Source organism: Bacillus sp. OK048 (assembly GCF_900103525.1).
In the GTDB taxonomy this organism is placed as follows: Bacteria; Bacillota; Bacilli; order Bacillales; family Cytobacillaceae; genus Neobacillus.
The window spans coordinates 358,097-377,708 of sequence record NZ_FNHN01000001.1 but is presented as its reverse complement, the minus strand read 5'-3'; the positions used below and the strand labels follow the sequence as shown (position 1 = coordinate 377,708).

17 protein-coding genes and 1 pseudogene are annotated in these 19,612 nt (G+C 37.0%); all 18 read left to right on the top strand.

What is annotated here, in order from left to right; all coding sequences use genetic code 11:
* Positions 1–27: 27 nt before the first annotated feature.
* The 18 genes and pseudogenes from BLR86_RS01805 to BLR86_RS01720 all read left to right on the top strand — a co-directional run bounded on the left by BLR86_RS01805 (position 28) and on the right by BLR86_RS01720 (position 19,601).
* Complete coding sequence (locus tag BLR86_RS01805) at positions 28–1,368, top strand: dihydrolipoamide acetyltransferase family protein (protein WP_090757929.1); 1,341 nt, start codon at positions 28–30, stop codon at positions 1,366–1,368.
* A gap of 232 nt (positions 1,369–1,600) precedes the next feature.
* Complete coding sequence (namA, locus tag BLR86_RS01800) at positions 1,601–2,644, top strand: NADPH dehydrogenase NamA (RefSeq protein ID WP_090757928.1); 1,044 nt, start codon at positions 1,601–1,603, stop codon at positions 2,642–2,644.
* 261 nt (positions 2,645–2,905) lie between these two features.
* Positions 2,906–3,859 (top strand): fumarylacetoacetate hydrolase family protein, encoded by a 954-nt coding sequence (locus BLR86_RS01795; protein WP_090757927.1) that lies wholly within the window; start codon positions 2,906–2,908, stop codon positions 3,857–3,859.
* Positions 3,860–4,057: 198 nt separating this feature from the next.
* Positions 4,058–4,666 carry a nitroreductase family protein gene (locus BLR86_RS01790; RefSeq protein ID WP_090757926.1) on the top strand — a complete coding sequence of 203 codons (609 nt, stop codon included), beginning with the start codon at positions 4,058–4,060 and terminating at the stop codon, positions 4,664–4,666.
* 293 nt (positions 4,667–4,959) lie between these two features.
* Positions 4,960–5,883, top strand: a complete 924-nt coding sequence (locus tag BLR86_RS01785) for a VOC family protein (protein ID WP_090757925.1) — start codon at positions 4,960–4,962, stop codon at positions 5,881–5,883.
* A gap of 101 nt (positions 5,884–5,984) precedes the next feature.
* Positions 5,985–6,170, top strand: a complete 186-nt coding sequence (locus tag BLR86_RS01780; RefSeq protein WP_090757924.1) for a 2-hydroxymuconate tautomerase — start codon at positions 5,985–5,987, stop codon at positions 6,168–6,170.
* A gap of 176 nt (positions 6,171–6,346) precedes the next feature.
* Positions 6,347–7,105: pseudogene (locus BLR86_RS01775) on the top strand (glucose 1-dehydrogenase).
* A 256-nt stretch (positions 7,106–7,361) separates the two neighbouring features.
* Entirely contained in the window at positions 7,362–7,820 is a 459-nt protein-coding gene (locus BLR86_RS01770) for a nuclear transport factor 2 family protein (protein WP_090757923.1), read from the top strand.
* A gap of 46 nt (positions 7,821–7,866) precedes the next feature.
* Positions 7,867–9,252, top strand: a complete 1,386-nt coding sequence (locus BLR86_RS01765; protein WP_090757922.1) for an aromatic ring-hydroxylating oxygenase subunit alpha — start codon at positions 7,867–7,869, stop codon at positions 9,250–9,252.
* On the top strand, positions 9,249–9,779 hold the full coding sequence (locus BLR86_RS01760; protein ID WP_090757921.1) for a 3-phenylpropionate/cinnamic acid dioxygenase subunit beta: 531 nt from the start codon (positions 9,249–9,251) through the stop codon (positions 9,777–9,779). Before BLR86_RS01765 ends, BLR86_RS01760 begins: the two co-directional genes overlap by 4 nt.
* Before the next feature lie 126 nt (positions 9,780–9,905).
* The gene (locus BLR86_RS01755) at positions 9,906–10,280 is read left to right on the top strand and encodes a nuclear transport factor 2 family protein (RefSeq protein ID WP_090757920.1); all 375 of its coding nucleotides are present in this window, start codon (positions 9,906–9,908) and stop codon (positions 10,278–10,280) included.
* Positions 10,281–10,338: 58 nt separating this feature from the next.
* Positions 10,339–11,097, top strand: a complete 759-nt coding sequence (locus BLR86_RS01750) for an SDR family NAD(P)-dependent oxidoreductase (RefSeq protein ID WP_090757919.1) — start codon at positions 10,339–10,341, stop codon at positions 11,095–11,097.
* A 246-nt stretch (positions 11,098–11,343) separates the two neighbouring features.
* On the top strand, positions 11,344–13,122 hold the full coding sequence (locus BLR86_RS01745) for an FAD-dependent monooxygenase (RefSeq protein WP_090757918.1): 1,779 nt from the start codon (positions 11,344–11,346) through the stop codon (positions 13,120–13,122).
* A gap of 16 nt (positions 13,123–13,138) precedes the next feature.
* Positions 13,139–13,483, top strand: a complete 345-nt coding sequence (locus BLR86_RS01740; protein WP_090757917.1) for an EthD domain-containing protein — start codon at positions 13,139–13,141, stop codon at positions 13,481–13,483.
* Between the two features lie 288 nt (positions 13,484–13,771).
* Positions 13,772–14,137: an EthD domain-containing protein gene (locus tag BLR86_RS01735; protein ID WP_175492760.1), complete on the top strand. Its 366-nt coding sequence runs from the start codon at positions 13,772–13,774 to the stop codon at positions 14,135–14,137.
* 352 nt (positions 14,138–14,489) lie between these two features.
* Positions 14,490–16,265, top strand: coding sequence for an FAD-dependent monooxygenase (locus tag BLR86_RS01730; protein ID WP_090757915.1), 1,776 nt, complete (start codon positions 14,490–14,492; stop codon positions 16,263–16,265).
* Positions 16,266–16,594: 329 nt separating this feature from the next.
* A complete protein-coding gene (locus BLR86_RS01725; RefSeq protein WP_090757914.1) occupies positions 16,595–17,137 on the top strand; it encodes a LamG domain-containing protein in 543 nt (180 codons plus the stop codon).
* A 502-nt stretch (positions 17,138–17,639) separates the two neighbouring features.
* A complete protein-coding gene (locus tag BLR86_RS01720; RefSeq protein WP_175492759.1) occupies positions 17,640–19,601 on the top strand; it encodes a sigma 54-interacting transcriptional regulator in 1,962 nt (653 codons plus the stop codon).
* Positions 19,602–19,612 lie beyond the last annotated feature (11 nt).

Genomic DNA, 19,612 nt, shown 5'->3' with positions numbered 1-19,612 from the left:
ATAGAAAAAATATAAGGATGATTAAATGTGGGGAAATTTGAATTTAAACTACCAGAGCTTGGAGAAGGTATACACGAAGGCGAGATTATCAGTTGGATGGTTAAAGAAGGGGAATCGGTAACAGAAGATCAAACGATAGCAGAAATACAAAATGATAAATCGGTTGTAGAATTACCATCCCCTGTTAGTGGGAAAATCTCTGAAATCAAGGTTCCTGAAGGGACAGTCTGTACCGTTAATGATGTCATTCTCGTATTTGAAATAGATGAAGAGAGTGATAACAGTACCATCGAATGTGGCGTAGGATCAAATGTAGCAAAGAATGTTGATAATGCTTCAATAAGTACACCTATGTCAGGATCCAATGTAGCAGTTGCAACACCACCAATCATTTTTTCTGAAACTGACAAGACTGTAGATATACAAACCATTGCTAAGCGAAATGTGTTAGCTACTCCAAGTATACGAAAGCTTGCACGCGAGAAAAAGGTTTCTTTACTCAAAATAATAGGAACAGGTAAGAATGGACGTATTACACGGGAAGATGTTCTAACTTATGACTCTAAAGAGAAAATAGCAGTTTCTGAGGAGAAGCCAATTAAAAAAATCCAAGATAAAAGTGAACCAATTACGAAAGAAGAAAGAGTTACAATTGGGAGCGAACTACAGGAAGAACGGGTTCCTCTTAAAGGTATAAGAAAAGTTATTTCTCAAGCAATGGTTAAGTCTAAACATACAGCACCACATGTTACGATCATGGATGAAATTGACGTAACCGAACTTGTAGCTCTTCGAAAAAAGGCAAATGAAAGATTTGCAGATACTAAGGGTGTTAAACTAACATATTTGCCATTTATCACAAAAACTTTAATTTCTGCCTGTCGAGAGTTCCCCATACTTAACGCATCCATAGACGACGAAAAGAATGAAATAATTTATAAAAAATATTTTCATATTGGGATTGCCACAGATACGGAAAATGGATTAATCGTGCCTGTTGTGAAGGAGGCTGATCGGAAGAATATATGGAAAATCGCAGAGGAAATTAAAGATCTTGCCCTACGTGGGCGTCAAGGAAAATTGGCACCAAATGAATTAAGAGGAAGTACGATAACCATTACGAATATTGGGTCTGCTGGGGGAATGTTCTTTACTCCAGTTATCAACCACCCTGAAGTAGCTATTTTAGGTATTGGAAGGATTACGGAAAAGCCTATTGTAAAAAATGGAGAAATCATGGTCGCTCCTATTATGAATCTCTCATTGAGCTTTGATCATAGGTTAATTGATGGATCAACAGCGCAAAACTTTATTAATTATATTAAACAGTTACTTGAAGAACCTGAATTACTAGTTTTAGAAGTTTAAGGCCAATTGTAGAGGGGCCTCCCTATACTAGAATAAACACTGTTAGTTAAACCGGACATCTTTGTCCGTGTTTAGCAACAAGCCTACATTCTATAGTTAAATGTTTTGGATATACATCAAGTTGAGGTGTTGTTAAAGGGGATAAAGTTTATCCCCGTTTCAGGGACATTCGATTCCCTTGCTGCATTCTTAAAAGACGGAGTTCCAAAAAATGTAGTAGAGGAGTGCTAAAATGACTGTAAAACTGTTCACACCCTATACCATTAAGAATGTTACATTTAAAAACCGCATTGTTATGTCTCCAATGTGTATGTATGCAAGTGCAAATCAAAACGGGAATATCACGGATTGGCATTTCATACATTATGGAAGCCGTGCTGTAGGACAAGTTGGTTTAATCATGATGGAAGCAACGGCTGTTTCTCCTGAAGGGCGAACTACGTATGAAGATTTAGGTATCTGGAACGATGAGCATATGGAAGGGCTAAAGAGAGTAGTCGATATAGTGCATGCTTACGGTTCAAAAATTGGGATTCAACTTGCACATGCCGGAAGAAAAGCTAAACTAGATGAAGTTATTCTTGCTCCCTCTGCTATTGCAGCTGAAGGGATAAAAGAACCGAAAGAAATGACGACAGAAGAAATTGACGATATCATAAACAAATATAAGCAAGCAGCTCGTCGAGTAAAAGAAGTAGGGTTTGATGTGATCGAGATTCATGCAGCTCATGGATATTTAATCAATGAATTTCTTTCTCCGCTTACAAATAGAAGAACGGATGAATACGGTGGTAGTGAAGAAAAACGTTACCGTTTTTTAAAAGAAGTAATTCAAGCTATAAGATCAGAATGGAATGGTCCTCTGTTTACTCGTATATCTGCAAGAGAATATCATGAAGAAGGAAATACACCAGATACATATGTTCGTTATGCAAAAAAAATGAAGGAGCAAGGTATTGATTTGATTGACTGTAGTAGTGGTGGTCTGGTTCGAGTTGCAATTGATGTGTACCCTGGTTATCAAGTACGAGCAGCTGAACAAATTCGTAAAGAAGCTGAAATTGCAACTGGTGCTGTAGGATTGATTACAACAGGTATACAAGCAGAGGAAATCCTTAAGAATGAACGTGCTGATCTCGTTTTTATTGGCCGTGAATTACTCCGAAACCCTTACTGGGTACGCATTGCTGCAGAGCAATTGAATACAGTTATTGATTATTATCCCAAATCATATCAAAATATTGGTGCAAGTTGGTTTCCATTTAATAAAAAATAAGGCATTATGGAAAAATTCTTAAACTGGATCAAAATTGTAAGTAAAACCGGACATCATGTCTGTTTCTTAATACAAGCCTACACTTAAGGTTAAACCAAATTTTTCACTAGGATTTGATTTGAAAGGGTTTACATTGTAAAAAATATTTGGCACATAAATTGCATCTGTAAAGGTAGTTATCCCAATTGAAAGTTTTAATGCTTTTAACCATGATAGAGCTTTCTTACTTATTGGGGTAAATATAGAAATGGGGGGGAAATAATGGGTTTCCATGTAGTTCGTTACGAAGAAAATCAAACATATAATTGGGGTGTTGTAAAAGGGGATATAGTGATCCCCGTTTCTGGGACATTTGAATCCCTTGCTGCATTCTTAAAAGGCGGAGTAGATAAAGCTAGAGAAATTGCTGATTCAGGTATTGTCACAGGTATTTCCATTAATAATCTACACATCTTAAGTCCCATTACTAGACCTGCCCAAATTGTTTGTCAAGGACTTAACTACGCTTCTCATCGTACTGAAGCTGGTTCGTCTGAAAAACCAACCTTTAATTTATTCTTTACAAAGGCTGAAAGCTCCTTATGTGGGCCAAATGATCATGTCATTCGCCCTGAACATGTAAGGTTGCTAGACTATGAAATTGAATTAGGGCTAGTAATTAAAAAAGAAATAAACCATTCTATTGAAATTACAGAGGGCAATTTACTAGAATATGTGGCTGGACTAGTGATTACAAATGATATTTCAGCACGAGATGTTCAAATACCTCAGGACCAATTTTACAAAGGAAAAAGTTACCGAACCTTTTGTCCAACAGGACCATATCTTTACATCTTAGACAGAGATGATATCCCTGAAATCTTCAATCTCAACTTAAAACTATGGGTAAATGGTGAATTGCGTCAATCGGCCAATACAAACCAATTAATTTTTAAACCAGAGGAAACATTAACGGAACTATCTGGTCTTATGGATTTATCCCCGGGAGACCTTGTGATGACTGGGACACCAGGAGGCGTAGCGATTCAATTATCGGGAGAATTGATTCAGAAAATGTCTAAGTCACCAGAAAAAAAAGCAGAGATTTTAATCGACGAACAAAAGGATAATCCGCTTTATTTAAAAGATGGGGATAGGATTCGCTGTGAGATAAAAAGTCCTAATGGGTTCATCGATTTAGGGGTGCAAGAGAATTTAGTTGTTGGTTCCAAATAAACTGGCGATATTTTTAAAGCCACTTACTTCCTTACCTGGAATATTTGTAAACCTCCTGTACTGATCAATTGGAATATCCGTGCCTATTATCCTAGCAGTATCCATTTTGTCACACTAATCAACGTCATACAGGAGAATCAGCATAAATTGTTCTTGGTTTTTTTAAACTATTGGATTTACTATTCTGGAGGAATCAATATGATCACACTAAAGAAAGATTTTTTTTCAGCAATAAAAGATAGACGGTCTATATATGGAATAAGCAATGAGAAAATTGTCTCGGATGAAAGGATTATTGAGATTGTTGAACTTGCTGTTAAACATGCCCCTTCAGCACTTAATTCACAAAGTGGCAGAATAGTCATTTTGTTTGGTGAAAATCATACAAAATTATGGGACATCACAACAAAAACATTAAGAAAAATTGTTCCAGTAGAAAAATTTGGACCTACACAGGATAAAATGGATTCCTTCAGCAGGGGATATGCTACCATCCTGTTTTTTGAAGATCAAAGTGTTATTGATACTCTTCAAAAAAATTATGAGCTTTATAAAGATAACTTTCCTATTTGGTCCCAACAATCTTCCGGGATGCTTCAATTCATTATTTGGACCGCTTTAGAACTAGAAGGCTTTGGGGCTTCCTTGCAACATTATAACCCGCTGATCGATGAAGAAGTAAAAGCGGAATGGGATATCCCAAGCACATGGCAGTTAGTTGCCCAAATGCCATTTGGTAAGGTAACAGCAATGCCTCCAGAAAAAAGTTTCCAGCCGGTTGAAGAACGGATAAAGATTGTTTATTAAAATTACAATCTTATAATTTTTTAAGTGGTAATTTTCATAGACAGAATTAGTATAAAGAGTCGTCCCTATCCTGATCAAACACCGAAAGTTAAACCGGACATGGTTGTCCGCTTTTAACAACAAGTTTAGATAAAACGTTTTAAGATATCAGCGTTTCCCAGGTTATATAACAATAAAATTTTTGGCATGTAACTTGCATAAATAAAGGTTATCCATAATCAAAAAATACATTTTGGTATGGCAGTGTTCAATTGAATTTTAAATAACATTTTATTAAAAAGGGAGAGAAAAAGATGAGATTAATTAAATTTGGTTATGTACATTTGGGGACAAAAAATATTGATGCGATGACTAATTATTATGAAAAGATCATGGGCTTAACCGTTGTTCAAAAGGGTAAAGATGGAAGCGTTTACTTGAGTACATCTAATGACCATCATAATATCATTCTTACTCCGTCTGATAAATCAGGTTATATCTCTACGGGACTTCAATTAAGCAAAGATTCAACATTACACGAAGTAGCAGAGGAATTAGCAAAACATGATATCCATACTGAAATCAAATCAAATGCCCTTCCGGGTATACCTCAACTATTAGAGTTTACTGACGTGGTTGGTAATACGGTACAAATTTACGAAGAGATGGAGTATAGCGGAGTTGGATTTAAGGCAACGGGTATCGCACCTTTTAATCTTAACCATGTTTCTTTTACACTTACACCAGAAGATCAACCACGTGCTGTGAATTTTTATCGTGATGTATTAGGGTTTCATGTTACCGATTGGGTAGAAGGTGTGATTACATTTATGACATGTAACTCCTATTACCATATAGTGAACTTCTTATTAGGGGAAAAGAAAAAGATGCATCACATTGCCTTTGAACTAAAAGACTGGGGTCATATGGAAAAAAGTCATGATTTATTAGCAAAAAACAAGATACCCATCCTTTGGGGTCCATCTAAACATGGAGCAGGGCATCCAATTTCCTCTTATCACCAAGATCCAGATGGAAATGTGGTTGAATTAACATTTGGTATTGATCTTTATAATTTTGATTTAGGATATATGGAACCGAGACCATGGCATGAAGATTTTCCTCAAAGACCTAAAGTATGGAATCCAGATGAAATGTTTTCACAGTGGTCTACACCATTTGGAAACGATATTACATCTTATGGGTCAGAAATTATTGAAATAGTAAAAAAAATGTAAAAGAGAAGCTTGCCGTGAAAGCCATATAACTCAAGTATGAATAGCGGGCAATCTTCATTTTTAATAAAATTGCAAACTATTAAATCTTAGGAGGTAAAACAATGCCATATGTAACAGTAAAAATGACAGAAGGTCGCACAGACGAACAAAAAAAAGCCCTAGTGGAAAAAGTAACATCAGCTGTATCTGAAACAGTTGGGGCGCGTAAAGAAAATATCCACGTATTGATTGAAGAAATTTCAAAAAATCATTTAGCCAAGGGTGGAGTACGGGTTATTGATATGTAATTGAATTGGTCAATAGAAGTAATTCTGAATGTATAAAGGCATAAATGTAACCTGTATTTCGACCATGAAAATCATTAATTAATAAATATTTGAAAGGGTGATAGAGAAGAAAGGTTGTCAGACTATATTCTCTTTGACTCTAGACAAATATTTAAGTCTTTTGGGAGGTTTCAAAAATGCTAAATGATTTAGACGGAAAAATTGTTCTTATTACCGGTGCAAGCACTGGTATTGGGCGTGAAACAGCTAAAATGTTTGTGGAGGCTGGAGCTAAGGTAGTAATTGGGGATATTGCCGAAAAGGCTGGAAAAGAGGCTCTTGATTGGATTGGAGGGGAAAAGGCTGGGCGATTCATCTAGACAGATGTAACAAGCTTAACCGAGGTCCAATCCTTGGTTGCCAGCACCATGGATACCTATGGCAGGCTAGACGTGGCTTTCAACAACGCTGGCATTGAAGCAACCGGTGGCCAACTTGCCGACGTTGATCCCGATATTTGGGATCGCACTTTAAAGGTTGACTTGACTGGGGTCTTTTATTCTATGAAAGCCGAAATTCCGGCAATGTTGAAAAATGGTGGCGGCTCAATTATTAACACTTCATCCGCTGCCGGCATCCTCGCTGTCGCGAATATGGCTTCATATGTGGCAGCTAAGCATGGGGTTGTAGGACTAACAAAGGCTGCGGCTTTGGAATATTCTAACCGGGGAATACGCATCAATGCCGTCCTTCCAGGACTTATAGAAACTCCAATGGTGAAGGAAACAGCCGCAAATGATCCAAAGTTGGTAGAGACGTTGATAGCTATGCACCCAATAGGACGTTTTGGTCAACCGTCGGAGATTGGTTCTGCAGTTCTGTTTCTAGCATCCGACAAAGCCTCATATATCACTGGCCATTCAATGATGGTTGATGGAGGTTTGAGCATTCATTAACTACAGTCCAGAATTGGTTGAATTATTAATAAAATGATGTTGTTTGTTAAGTATTTATTTCAAGGCAGACTTTTCTAAGTGGATGGATGAAGGTAGACATTAATCACTTTTATGACAAGACCTAATGAGTACTTAGTGATTTAGTACAACTTTGAACGGCTTAGTGGGCAACATTCGCGGAATAATTGCTACATCATTGTATCCATCAAAGTGGTCATGAAATTTTACAATATAAAAACTATGAAAGGGGACAAAAATGAGTATTGAAGAAAGACTGCAATCATTGGAAAAACGCCTAGGCTATTTGGAGGACATCGAGGCAATTGAGCAGCTCAAGTATGAATATTGTGCTGCTTGTGATGACCAGCATAATGCGGATAGAATCGTTGCGATTTTTACAGAGGATGGAATTTGGGACGGAGGTCCGTTTGGAGTTGCCAAGGGACACAGAGAAATATGGGATCTCTTTCACAACACCCACTCACCTAGTATCCTCTTTTCACAACATAATGTAGGGAATCCTATTATAAAGGTAAATGGAAACGAGGCACAAGGAAATTGGAAGTTTTTGGCTCCTATGACTACACAACCGGATAACAAGTTGTGGGTATGTGCTGAGTATGATGAAGACTATGTGAAAGTCGATGGAGTATGGAAGTTCAAGCACCTTAGTGCAAAAGTATTCTTTACAGCACCGTATACATTGGGATGGTAGTCATTTGATATAAAAGAGACTCAAGTATGAGGAGGATGAAAGGACTATGACTAAGAATAATTTAAGTGATTATGGTTTAGGTAACAAACAGTTAAGTGACTTAAAACAAAAACTAGATCAGGGATTACTTCCACAATGGGTGTTCATGAATCCAGAAATATATAAATTAGAAGAAGAAAAGGTATTTGCTAAAACCTGGCATTTCTTAGCTCATGAATCAGAAGTGTCTAATCCAGGTGACTATGTCACACGTTGGATCGTAAATGATCCAATCTTGGTTACACGAACAAAATCAGGAGAGGTCAAGGCTTTCCTTAATTCTTGTCCACATCGAGGTACCCAATTATGTATATCGGATTCTGGAAATCAAAAAACATTCACCTGTCCTTACCATGGTTGGTCCTTTAATAGTGAGGGATCTCTTGTTGGAGTGACGTTAGGAAATAAGATATATGGAGAAGAATTGGATAAAGGTGATTGGGGATTACGTCCTGTTGCGAAGGTAGAGAGCTACCAAGGCATGATTTTCGGTAATTTGGACCCAAATGCCGAATCGTTAGAAGAAAACCTTGGAGATATGAAATGGTATTTGGATATTATGCTTGGAAAAAGTGATGGTGGATTGGAAGTTGTGGGACCTCCGCAACGTTGGGAATGTCCAGGTAATTGGAAAATGACACTCGAAAACTTTATAGGAGATACCTATCATTCTAAAACAGCCCATAAATCAGCTTTGGATATGGGCATTGCCCCACCAGATCCGATGTTTCCGGGGCTTGGATACCAGGTCGATTGTGGAGGAGGGCATGGGATTATGATCGTTGTCGATGAAGACACTCAAAAGGTGCTTCCATTCCGAGGACTTCCAGAGTCTATGTGGCCGATGTTTGAAAAAAACTTGACTCCTCAGCAATATGAGATGTTAGAGAAGACAACGGTTTTTATTGGAAGTATTTTTCCAACGCTGTCGTTTCTAAATATTAGCTTCCTCCCACTTAGTAAGGTTGATGAAGGAAAGGCCTATAATTATACGACTTTCAGAGTGTGGAGGCCATTAGGACCGGAAAAAGTCGAAGTTTGGTCTTGGTTTATGATTGATAAAGCGGCTCCACAAGAATATAAAGAAGAAGCCTATAATGCTTACATTGGAAGCTTCGGGGTTTCCGGGACATTTGAAACTGACGATACAGAGATATGGAATCGTGTTATACAAGCCAGTAAAGGGATTATGACCCAAGATAAGGAATTAAACTACAATAATGTATTAAATTACCTAATGGGAATGGGGCGAATTGAGCAGGATAAAAATTTCCCAGGGCCTGGTATTGCCTATCCTATGACTTTCAATGATACTTTATTTCGGTCACTACATGATGCATGGTTTGACCGGATTACGGAAGGAAGTTTAATTGAAGAGGAGGCACACAAATGAGTAATGATGTATTAAAACAATCCTTAAATGTTTCTTTAGAAATACAAAATGAAATAAGAAATTTTCTATATCATGAAGTATATTTGTTGAATCATTTCAGATATAAAGAATGGTTAGACTTGCTCTCCGATGATATTGATTACCAAATGCCAATGCGTATAACGCCGGAGCGGGGAACTAGTTCCGCCTTTGTTGATAAAGGGTTTTTACAAGAAACAAAAAAGTCCCTTACCTTCCGTGTTGACCGCCTCTATCAGGATACTGCATGGACAGAAAACCCTGCTACAAGGCAAAGACATTTTATAAACAATATTTTCATCCAACCATGCACTCAAAAGGATGAATACCAAGTGCGAAGCTATTTCTTATTTAGACGTAACAGAGCCTCAGATTCTTATAGTGAAGAATTATCAGGGGAACGTGTCGATGTGATTAGAAAAGAAAATGGAGATTGGAAAATTGCCTCTCGAATGATTTATTCTGACCAGAGCGTCCTAGGAGTAGCCAACCTCGGCATGTTTTTATAAAAAAGACAACCTAATGGATATGGCCAAATTAATATTTAAAAAGATTAATTGCTAAACTTTCAACTGTAATCGGTTACAGAAAAGTCATTATTAAAAACTATTCATAAAAATGGGAGTGTGTAATCTATGAAAACAGTAAGTGATAAAAATCAAGAATTAATCAAACGGTATTACGCTTTATTAGATTCTAATAAGTTGGATGAATCAATGGAATATTTCTCTGAAAACGCTGTATTAAAATTCAATTCAGAGACGATAAACGGACGTGAGGGAATTAGTAGTGCATTAGGCGGTATTGTGAGCAGTGTAAACGGTATTCGTCATGTTCTTACAAATGTTTGGGAAGTGGAAGAAGATCTCATTTTCTTAGAGTGTGACGTGATATATAGCCGAAAAGATAACCAACAGATTGTTGTCAAGGCAGCGGCCATCAATGAAATTGAAAACGGAATGATTAAAGAACAACGAATCTATGTGGATTTGTCACCAGTATTTGCTTAAAATTACCGATTGAAAGAGTCTAATTAAAATACTGAAAATTCAAAAAGGGGGTTTTTTTATGGGAATTTTAGATGGAAAAGTAGCAATTATCACAGGTGCAGGATCAGGTATTGGAAGAGAACAGGCTGCGATTTTCTCAAAAGAGGGGGCTAAAGTGGTTCTTGCTGATATAAATGGTGAAAATGTAAGTAAACTTGCTGAAGAATTGTCACCAAATCAGAAGAATACTCTTGCTCTAAAAGTCGATGTCCTGAATAAAGAAGATATCACTAACTTGGTAGATGCTGCCATTAAGAAATTTGGTCAAATAGATATATTATGTAATACAGCAGGTGTATTTGATCGTTATGCCCCAATTTTAGAAACATCAGAAGAACTTTGGGATCTATCAATGAACATCAATGTAAAAGGATTATTCTTAATGACTAAAGCTGTGCTGCCACACATGATCAACAAAGGGAAAGGAAGCATCATCAATATTGCTTCAGGTGCAGGTCTAACTGGTGGTGGTGGAGGAATTGCTTACACATCCTCCAAACATGCTGTAGTCGGTTTTACTAAACAAATAGCTGCAGATTATAAGCTTAAAGGGATACGATGCAATTCGATTTGCCCAGGATTAATTGAAACACCCATGGTTAAAGATGTGTTTGAAAATCCAGAAGCTATTAATGCGATTAATAAAGCAAGTGGTAGAACGGGAAAACCCGCAGATATTGCTAAAGCTTCACTTTTCCTAGCTAGTGATCTTTCAGATTATATAAATGCAGTAGCCATACCTGTAGATGGTGGTTTATTAAACTCAATATCATTATGATTTTTTCTTACACTCTAATACAGTTAATAGAGTTGGAAAATCTACATGGAGGTTGAAAGAGAAGCTGTCAGAGACAAAAAAATAAGTTTCAGCTAAGTTAATTGCGATTTAAAGACTGAAAATTCATAATATAAAAATATTTCAGTGATTGGTATTCGATAAATAGGTTTGCCTGCAAAAGAAATAAAATTGACTGATTAAAATGATAGGTTTGTATATTGATCAATTAAAGGAGTGAGAGTTTTTATGGAAGTTACCGTTCCAGTACTAATTGTTGGGGGAGGCGGAGGAGGTCTTTCCTCCTCTTTCTTCCTTTCAGATTTAGGCATCGATCATTTGCTTGTTGAACGGCATCCGGGTACGTCACCGGTACCAAAAGGACATTATTTAAACCAAAGAACAATGGAGATTTTGAAACAGCATGGGGTAGCTGAGCGAATCTATGAAATTGGAACTCCAGCGAAACATATGGGAAAAGTTCACTTTCGCTCATCTCTTGGCGGAGATAAGCCGTATGAAGGGCGTAATTTTTATGAAATAGATGCCTTTGGCGGTGGCTTGCTTCGTGAGCAGTATGAAAAAGATAGCCCTACTAGAAGTGGAAACCTTCCACAAATTAGACTTGAGCCAGTTTTACGCCAAATTGCCGAAGAAAGAGCCCAAGGAAAAGTTTTATTTAATCATGAACTAGTCGATTTTAATCAAGACGAGAGTGGAGTTACAGCTACAATTTTAAATCGGGCAACAAAAGAAAAATTCACAGTACGTTCTCAATATATGATTGCGGCTGATGGTGGGAAAACAGTAGGCCCTAAGCTTGGAGTGAAGTTAGAAGGTCCAAAAAATTTAGTGGACATGGTTAATATTTATTTCAAAGCGGATCTCTCAAAGTATATGGGCGACATGGAAGCATTGCTCACGTTCTTGCCAAGCCCTGAAGGCGGTTTAAGTGGTCTATTTGCAGCAGGACCAACTTGGGGTCCAAAATCAGAGGAGTGGGTACTTGTTCATGGTATTAGACCTGACGATCCAGATAATTTTAATGAAGAATCGGCAAGTGCTGTGCTAAAGGATGTCTTAAGAATTTCCGAACAACCAGAAGTTCTTAAAGTGAGTCACTGGTTTGTTGAGGGTGTGTTAGCCGATCGCTATCGTGTTGGTCGAATTTTCCTAGCGGGGGATGCCGCTCATCGCCATCCACCAACAACAGGACTCGGCTTAAATACAGCATTCCAGGATACTCATAATCTTACATGGAAACTTGCCGCAGTAATTAAAGGAGAGGCTTCCGAGGAACTATTAGATTCATACGAAGTAGAACGTAGAAGTGTTGGAAAAAGAAATGTAGATTGGGCACTATTTACTTTTATGAATCATCCTCTTCATGCGATCGGAATGGGTTTATTACCAGGTATGCCTAAAGAGGCACAAGAGAAAGCGATTGAGAACTATTTCGCAGATACTCCACAAGGTGCTTCAATCCGTGCTCGTGCCGCTGAAGTATTCCATACCCAGCGGATTGAATATCAAGCTCATGACTTGGAGTTAGGTTTTTACTACGAGGATGGCTCTCTCATAAAGGATGGAACAACTCCGCCTGAATCAGACCCAATGGGCAATAAATATCAACCAACCACACGTCCTGGTCACCGACTACCACATGCATGGATTGAAAAGGGGGATAAGCAAATTTCGACTCTCGACCTTGTTGGTGCGACGGGTGAGTTTGTGTTAATCACTTGTCAATCTTCTGCAGCATGGTCTGATGCCGTTAAAAAAATTAAAAATGCACTAGGAATTAACATCAAATGTATCAGCATCGGCAATAACGCTGATTACATTGACTCAACTGGCCAATGGAAGGAAGTATGTGAAATCTCTGAAGAAGGTGCTATTCTAGTACGTCCAGACAATCATGTGGCATGGCGGACTAAAGTTGCAGTCGAGAACCCTAATGAGACGTTGACTAACGCCCTAATCAATATCCTCGGAAGAAAAGAAACACCTTTGTTGCAAAATAATTAAGGTGAGGGAAAAGTCTATGAAAACGGTGAGCGCTATAAACTTAGAGTTAATTAAACAATATTATGCCTTAGATCATGCGAAACTTGTCTCAGAGTGTGCAGAGGCTATGAGGATGCGTCGTTATATACTTAGTCATACGCTTCAAGGAAATAATAATATATTTCTACAATCTCGTGATGAAGAAGTAACAAGTTATGATGGCATTGCAGAAGTTTGGTGGGATAGCCTAGAAGAATTAAATATGGCTTTAGCTACCCCAGAAGGGCGGGCTGCAAACAAACTCCTTAAAGAAGATGAAAGTAAGTTCGTAGATTTATCAAAGACTAAATTTTTCTTTACTGAAGAACATACTATTATTTAACTATAGTTTTCATTACTGGAAGGTATTGTTCATGTGATCCAGAAGTAGAAGAAGCTTCAGATAAACATCCATTAAACAGAATTTTTGCTTTAGCTGCTTGAACAAAACGGGTAATAGAGTCATGGCCAATGTTGCATTTTTAAGTAACACTTCTTTCATTGTAGTAGGTTCATTGTTTGAGCCTAATGTAATAGAACGTGTGTTCAAGGAGACAAAGCGGATTTATGGTTTAGGACAGGACTGCATTTTTTAATGTTCCAATTTCATAATATTCTAGGAGGTAACTCGATGATTAAAATGGTAGCTTTAGCCAAGAAAAAACCTGAAATTACTTTAGAAGAATTTTATAAATATTGGTTAGAAGATCATGCGAAACTTGTCTCAGAGTGTGCAGAGGCTATGAGGATGCGTCGTTATATACAGAGTCATACGCTTCAAGGAAATAATAATATATTTCTACAATCTCGTGATGAAGAAGTAACAAGTTATGATGGCATTGCAGAAGTTTGGTGGGATAGCCTAGAAGAATTAAATATGGCTTTAGCTACCCCAGAAGGGCGGGCTGCAAACAAACTCCTTAAAGAAGATGAAAGTAAGTTCGTAGATTTATCAAAGACTAAATTTTTCTTTACTGAAGAACATACTATTATTTAACTATAGTTTTCATCTGGAAAGTATTGTTCATGTGATCTAGAAGTAGAAGAAGCTTCAGATAAACATCCATTAAACAGAATGTTTGCTTTAGCTGCTTGAACAAAACGGTAAAAGAGTCATGGCCAATGTTGCATTTTTAAGTAACACTTCTTTCATTGTAGTAGGTTCATTGTTTGAGCCTAATGTAATAGAACATGTGTTCAAGGAGACAAAGCGGATTTATGGTTTAGGACAGGACTACATTTTTTAATGTTCCAATCTAATAATATTTACAGTGATAATAAACAACTAATTGGTTTAAAATACACTCTTCTATCTATTTTCATTAAATAATCTATTAAGGAGTTGTCTTATGAATTTAGAGGTTCCTGTATTAATTGTTGGAGGCGGAGGCTGTGGTCTTTCCTCTTCTATTTTTCTATCTGATTTAGGAATTGATCATTTACTTATTGAACGTCATGAAGGGACTTCCCACTTACCTAAAGGACACTACCAAAACCAAAGAACAATGGAAATCATGAGACAGCATGGAATCGCCGATTTGCTTTATGAACACGGTACACCTATGAAATATATGTCCCAGGTTCATTATCGCTCATCTATTGGCGGCACAAAGGACTATGAAGGAAAGAACTTTTATGAACTAGACGCATTTGGAGGAGGAGAGCTCAGTGAAAGATATACCACAGACAGTCCAACCCCAAGTACGAATTTACCACAACTTCGACTTGAACCACTATTACGTCAAGTTGCAGAGGAACGGGCACCAGGAAAATTATTATTTCATCATGAATTAGTCGAATGGAATCAGGATCAAGAAGCCGTTACAGCTACCATCCTAAATCGAAAAACAAATGAAAAAATCAGTGTTCGTGCTAAGTATATGATCGCTGCAGATGGTGGTAAATCAGTAGGCCCGAAACTAGGGGTTAAGATGGAAGGGCCTACAGGTTTAGTCGATATGGTTAGTGTCTATTTTAAAGCTGACCTGTCAAAATGGATGGGTGATTCACCTAACCTCATTACATTCCTTCCTAGTCCTGAGGGAGCGCTTTGTGGCCTTGTACCAGTAGGACCAACCTGGGGTCCTCAATCAGAGGAATGGGTGCTGCATAATGGGATACGACCAGATGACCCTGAAAAATTCGATAATGATTCTGTTATACCGCTACTTCGTGAAGTCTTGAGAATCCCTGAATTAGAGCCTGAGATCGTTAGGATTAGTCATTGGTTTATTGAAGCTGTTTTAGCAGAAAAATATCGTGTTAATCGAATCTTCTTAGCAGGAGATGCAGCCCACCGTCACCCGCCAACTACTGGACTTGGTCTCAATACTGCTTTCCAAGATGCCCATAATCTCACCTGGAAACTTGCAGCCGTTCTTAAAGGCCAGGCTTCTGAAGAGTTACTAGATTCGTACGAACCAGAACGCCGTAAAATCGGAGGAAGGAATGTAGATTGGGCACTATTTTCATTTATGAATCACGCGCTTCTTAATATGGGTGTTGGGTTGATGCCAGGATTACCAAAAGAAGCTCAAAATGCTGCACTTGAGGCTTACTTTGCTCAGACTGAGCAGGGAGCTTCAATCCGAGCAAGAGCAGCGGAAGTTTTTAAAACTCAACGGATTGAATTTCAAGCACATAATATTGAATTAGGGTTCTCCTATGATCAAGGCGCTCTAGTTGCTGAGAATACTGAACCGCCAGAAATAGATCCGATTGGAAGTATTTATCACCCAACCACTCTTCCTGGACACAGACTGCCCCATGCTTGGATTGAATATAAAAATCAGCGGATTTCGACTCTTGATCTCGTTGAAAAAGGTGGGTTTCTCCTTATAACTGGACCTTCCGCAAAAGGATGGAATGAAGCAGCAAAAGAAATATCTGAAAATCTAGGGACCAAAATTAAACATGTTCAGATAGGGTATGAAGGTGAATATGCTGACCCAACAGGTTATTGGGAAAATTTATCAGAAATTTCTGTATATGGTGCTATTCTTGTACGGCCAGATAATCATGTTGCTTGGCGAGAAAAAAGCAGCATTGAAAATCCAACCGAAGTTTTAGGAGAGGTAATGGGAAAGATACTTTCAATAAGGCAACCTAGTAAAAATACGAACTAAATGAAAATGAGGTAGAGGAGATACATAGATTAAAGTAATATGAAAATCTATTTTTTTTCTCTACCTTTTCATAGAACCCAACGTATTAAAACAATTTTGAATTGTTATTTTAAAATTTCTAAATTAAACCAAAGCAGGGGGTGGTTTTATTGTCAGTAGAAAAAAAGCTGTTGTTCACTATCCAGATCCTCCATCTCATTGAATACAACAGCTATTCAAGATCAGCAAACACCAACCAAGTCCCATCAAGATTACTATGATGAAAATATGATTTTAATTCAAGGTGGCACTTTTCTGCATGGCCACTTGAAAATAGAACGGTTCAAGAGTTGAATTTAGAAGCTTCGAAAAATCCAAATGCTATTACAGCTCGCAATTCCTTTACTTATTATCATGGTATGGCTCATATTGGCGCTTCGGTTGCACCAAAAATTATGAATAAATCATATACCATTACGATTCCTATTGATACTAAACAAAAAAGTGAAGGCGTTTTGGTTGCACACGGAAATCATACAAGCGGGTACACAATTTATATAAAAAATAAACGCGCAGTCTATGAATACAATAATATGGAAGAGGTCTTCCGAATTGAATCAAAGAAGAAAGTTCCAACAGGTCCTTCAACAATTACATTTGAATTTAAGGTGACGGGTCAGAGTGAAGGAATCGGAACTTTGTATATTGATGACGAACAGGTAGGCACAGTTCAAATGAACAATCTTTTAGATAAAATCGTTTCCAACGAAGGGCTTGATGTTGGTAGAGACCGACTTTCTCCAGTTAGTAAAAATTACAGCAAAGAAGGAGAATTTCAATTTAATGGAAAGATTGAAAAAGTAAATTATGAGTTAGAACCAGCAGCGAAATAGATGTAAAAAATATTAAGGTGAGGGTGCTATCATTGAGAGATTGGCACCCGTACCATTTTATTTTATGTACATTGATAAAATTGATTGTCCTGAAATACGGACAATTGTATGTATTTCAGGACAAAATGTTTACGAGAAGAAATGTTTAAAAATCGAAAAATAATGGGATAGTACTCTTTATGGTGTTGGCAAGAAATTTGCATATATAATAAAGTAACAATATACAATCCCAATACATATAGCAGAAATGATATGAAAAATTTATGATAAGATGTGTGTTCAAAATTGGGTGTTGACCAGAGGTCTTTTATCTTTTTTTAGAAGAATATGTTATTATTGTATAATTAAAAGTCAGAATATTGGCAATAAGTGTTATTCTATAGTATTCTCTGTTAAAAGGGAGGGCTTAAAAATTTTAGAAAATATCATTTCACGATCTTATCTAAAGAAGTCAGATAGTTTCTATAAGGCAATTAGCCTCTTAAATGAAAGCGATTACGAAGTGGTTCCGGTATTAGATGATAATAAACAATTATTTGGTGTGTTTAACAGAGAAGTACTTTATCAAGTACTCTTGGCAAATATTTCTCTTGATACGAAGATAGAGGGCTATGTAAATGAATTTCAAGGTTCTTCTGTCTATGATATGAAATATGATGATGTGAAGGAATATCTAGTTGACTATAAAGTTTGCTCTTTTATCATCCTTGAAGATAAAAAACAATTACTAGGATTAATTAAAATGAAGGACATAATTAGTCATGCAAGAAAAACAAATTGGACAAAGAGCCAACTAGAAAAAGCAATCTTTTTAAATTTTCTAGGTGCCTTTAAATTGAACGAAGAAAAAAACATAATAATCATGGATGATGGCATTCTTTATCTTCTAGATAAGGATTATTCAAAAGTTAATAAGCCATTGTTACACTCCTCATTACCTATTTTCACAGAAGGTAATACTGTTTTTCAAAATGATTTACTTTTGAAAGAAATAAAACAAACGAAGAATATAAAAAGATGGCAAAATATGCTTGATGCAATTATCGAACAACTATACGATGGTATTGCTATTGTAAATGAGCATGGAAAAATAATTTTTTTAAATCATAAAATTCCATATTTGTTTAATGTCGAAAATGAAAAGGGGCTAGGTAAACCTATAAAAGAAGTTATACCGATATTAAATTTGGAAAAAGTTCTAGAGTCTGGAGTTGCTGACCTTAGCAGAGTAGTAGAGTTTAATGGGGTTCTATGTATTATCCAGAATATTCCTGTTTTTGAGGATGGTAATATTATTGGGGCTATAAGCAGGATTATGTACAATGGAATTAACGAAGCACGAGAAAAAATGAGGCACTATGACCTATCAAATAAAATGGCTGAAATCCTCGGGTTAATTCGACAATATGAGAGTTTAAATAAACAAAAAGATAAAAATGAGGAAGAAAAAAAATCAAATAAATCATTGATTTCGTTTGAAAAAATTATTACAGAAGACTTAGGTATGAAAAAAACACTTCGGTATGCTTTAAAAGCTGCAAAAGGACGTTCAACGATCCTCATAAGAGGGGAAAGCGGTACTGGAAAAGAACTGTTTGCACAGGCCATCCATAATGCAAGTGATCGCAAGGATTATCCATTTGTCTCAGTTAACTGTGCTGCCATTCCTGAACATTTACTTGAATCGGAATTTTTTGGTTACGAACAAGGTGCATTTACGGGAGCAGAAAAAGGAGGGAAAATCGGTAAGTTTGACTTAGCAAATGGAGGAACACTCTTTCTAGACGAAATAGGTGATATGGCACCTCCACTTCAAGCAAAATTATTAAGAGTATTCCAGGATAGGGGATTTTACAGAGTAGGAGGCATTAAACAAATTCATGTGGATGTACGAATTATTGCCGCTACTCACCGAAATTTAGAATTAATGATCAAAAATGGCAAGTTTAGAGAAGACTTGTACTATCGCTTAAACGTTGTAACCATTGATATTCCCGCTCTTAGAGAAAGAAGAAAAGATATTATGGTACTTACAAAAAGGTTTATGAAGGAATTAAATAAGTTTCTTGGAACCAGCATTATTGGAATGGACCCAGCTGTAGAGGATATTTTTACTTACTATAGTTGGCCAGGTAATATAAGAGAATTGAAGAATGTGATTGAAAGTGCCATGACTTTTACGGATAAACGAATTATTGAGGTAGAGGACTTACCAAAGCATATTCAAAATGCCAGGCATGACGTATTGGAAATGAGTTCGGAAAATTCGGAAGAAATCAATGGATTTTTTACAGGGAAAAGAAATGTCATTCTTGAGGATGCACGTCAACTAACGGAACAGCAAATGATCATGAGAGCATTACAACAGACTCAAGGAAATAAAACAAAAGCAGCAAAAGTGTTAGGAATTAGCCGGTCTGTTTTATATGAAAAGCTAGCGAAATATCAGTTGAAATCTTGGTAGTTACGTATCTA

Coding starts and splice junctions, on each gene's coding strand:
- namA (WP_090757928.1), top strand. CDS start 1,601: ATGACTGTAAAACTGTTCACACCCTATACCATTAAGAATGTTACATTT.
- BLR86_RS01795 (WP_090757927.1), top strand. CDS start 2,906: ATGGGTTTCCATGTAGTTCGTTACGAAGAAAATCAAACATATAATTGG.
- BLR86_RS01790 (WP_090757926.1), top strand. CDS start 4,058: ATGATCACACTAAAGAAAGATTTTTTTTCAGCAATAAAAGATAGACGG.
- BLR86_RS01785 (WP_090757925.1), top strand. CDS start 4,960: ATGAGATTAATTAAATTTGGTTATGTACATTTGGGGACAAAAAATATT.
- BLR86_RS01780 (WP_090757924.1), top strand. CDS start 5,985: ATGCCATATGTAACAGTAAAAATGACAGAAGGTCGCACAGACGAACAA.
- BLR86_RS01770 (WP_090757923.1), top strand. CDS start 7,362: ATGAGTATTGAAGAAAGACTGCAATCATTGGAAAAACGCCTAGGCTAT.
- BLR86_RS01765 (WP_090757922.1), top strand. CDS start 7,867: ATGACTAAGAATAATTTAAGTGATTATGGTTTAGGTAACAAACAGTTA.
- BLR86_RS01760 (WP_090757921.1), top strand. CDS start 9,249: ATGAGTAATGATGTATTAAAACAATCCTTAAATGTTTCTTTAGAAATA.
- BLR86_RS01755 (WP_090757920.1), top strand. CDS start 9,906: ATGAAAACAGTAAGTGATAAAAATCAAGAATTAATCAAACGGTATTAC.
- BLR86_RS01750 (WP_090757919.1), top strand. CDS start 10,339: ATGGGAATTTTAGATGGAAAAGTAGCAATTATCACAGGTGCAGGATCA.
- BLR86_RS01745 (WP_090757918.1), top strand. CDS start 11,344: ATGGAAGTTACCGTTCCAGTACTAATTGTTGGGGGAGGCGGAGGAGGT.
- BLR86_RS01740 (WP_090757917.1), top strand. CDS start 13,139: ATGAAAACGGTGAGCGCTATAAACTTAGAGTTAATTAAACAATATTAT.
- BLR86_RS01735 (WP_175492760.1), top strand. CDS start 13,772: ATGATTAAAATGGTAGCTTTAGCCAAGAAAAAACCTGAAATTACTTTA.
- BLR86_RS01730 (WP_090757915.1), top strand. CDS start 14,490: ATGAATTTAGAGGTTCCTGTATTAATTGTTGGAGGCGGAGGCTGTGGT.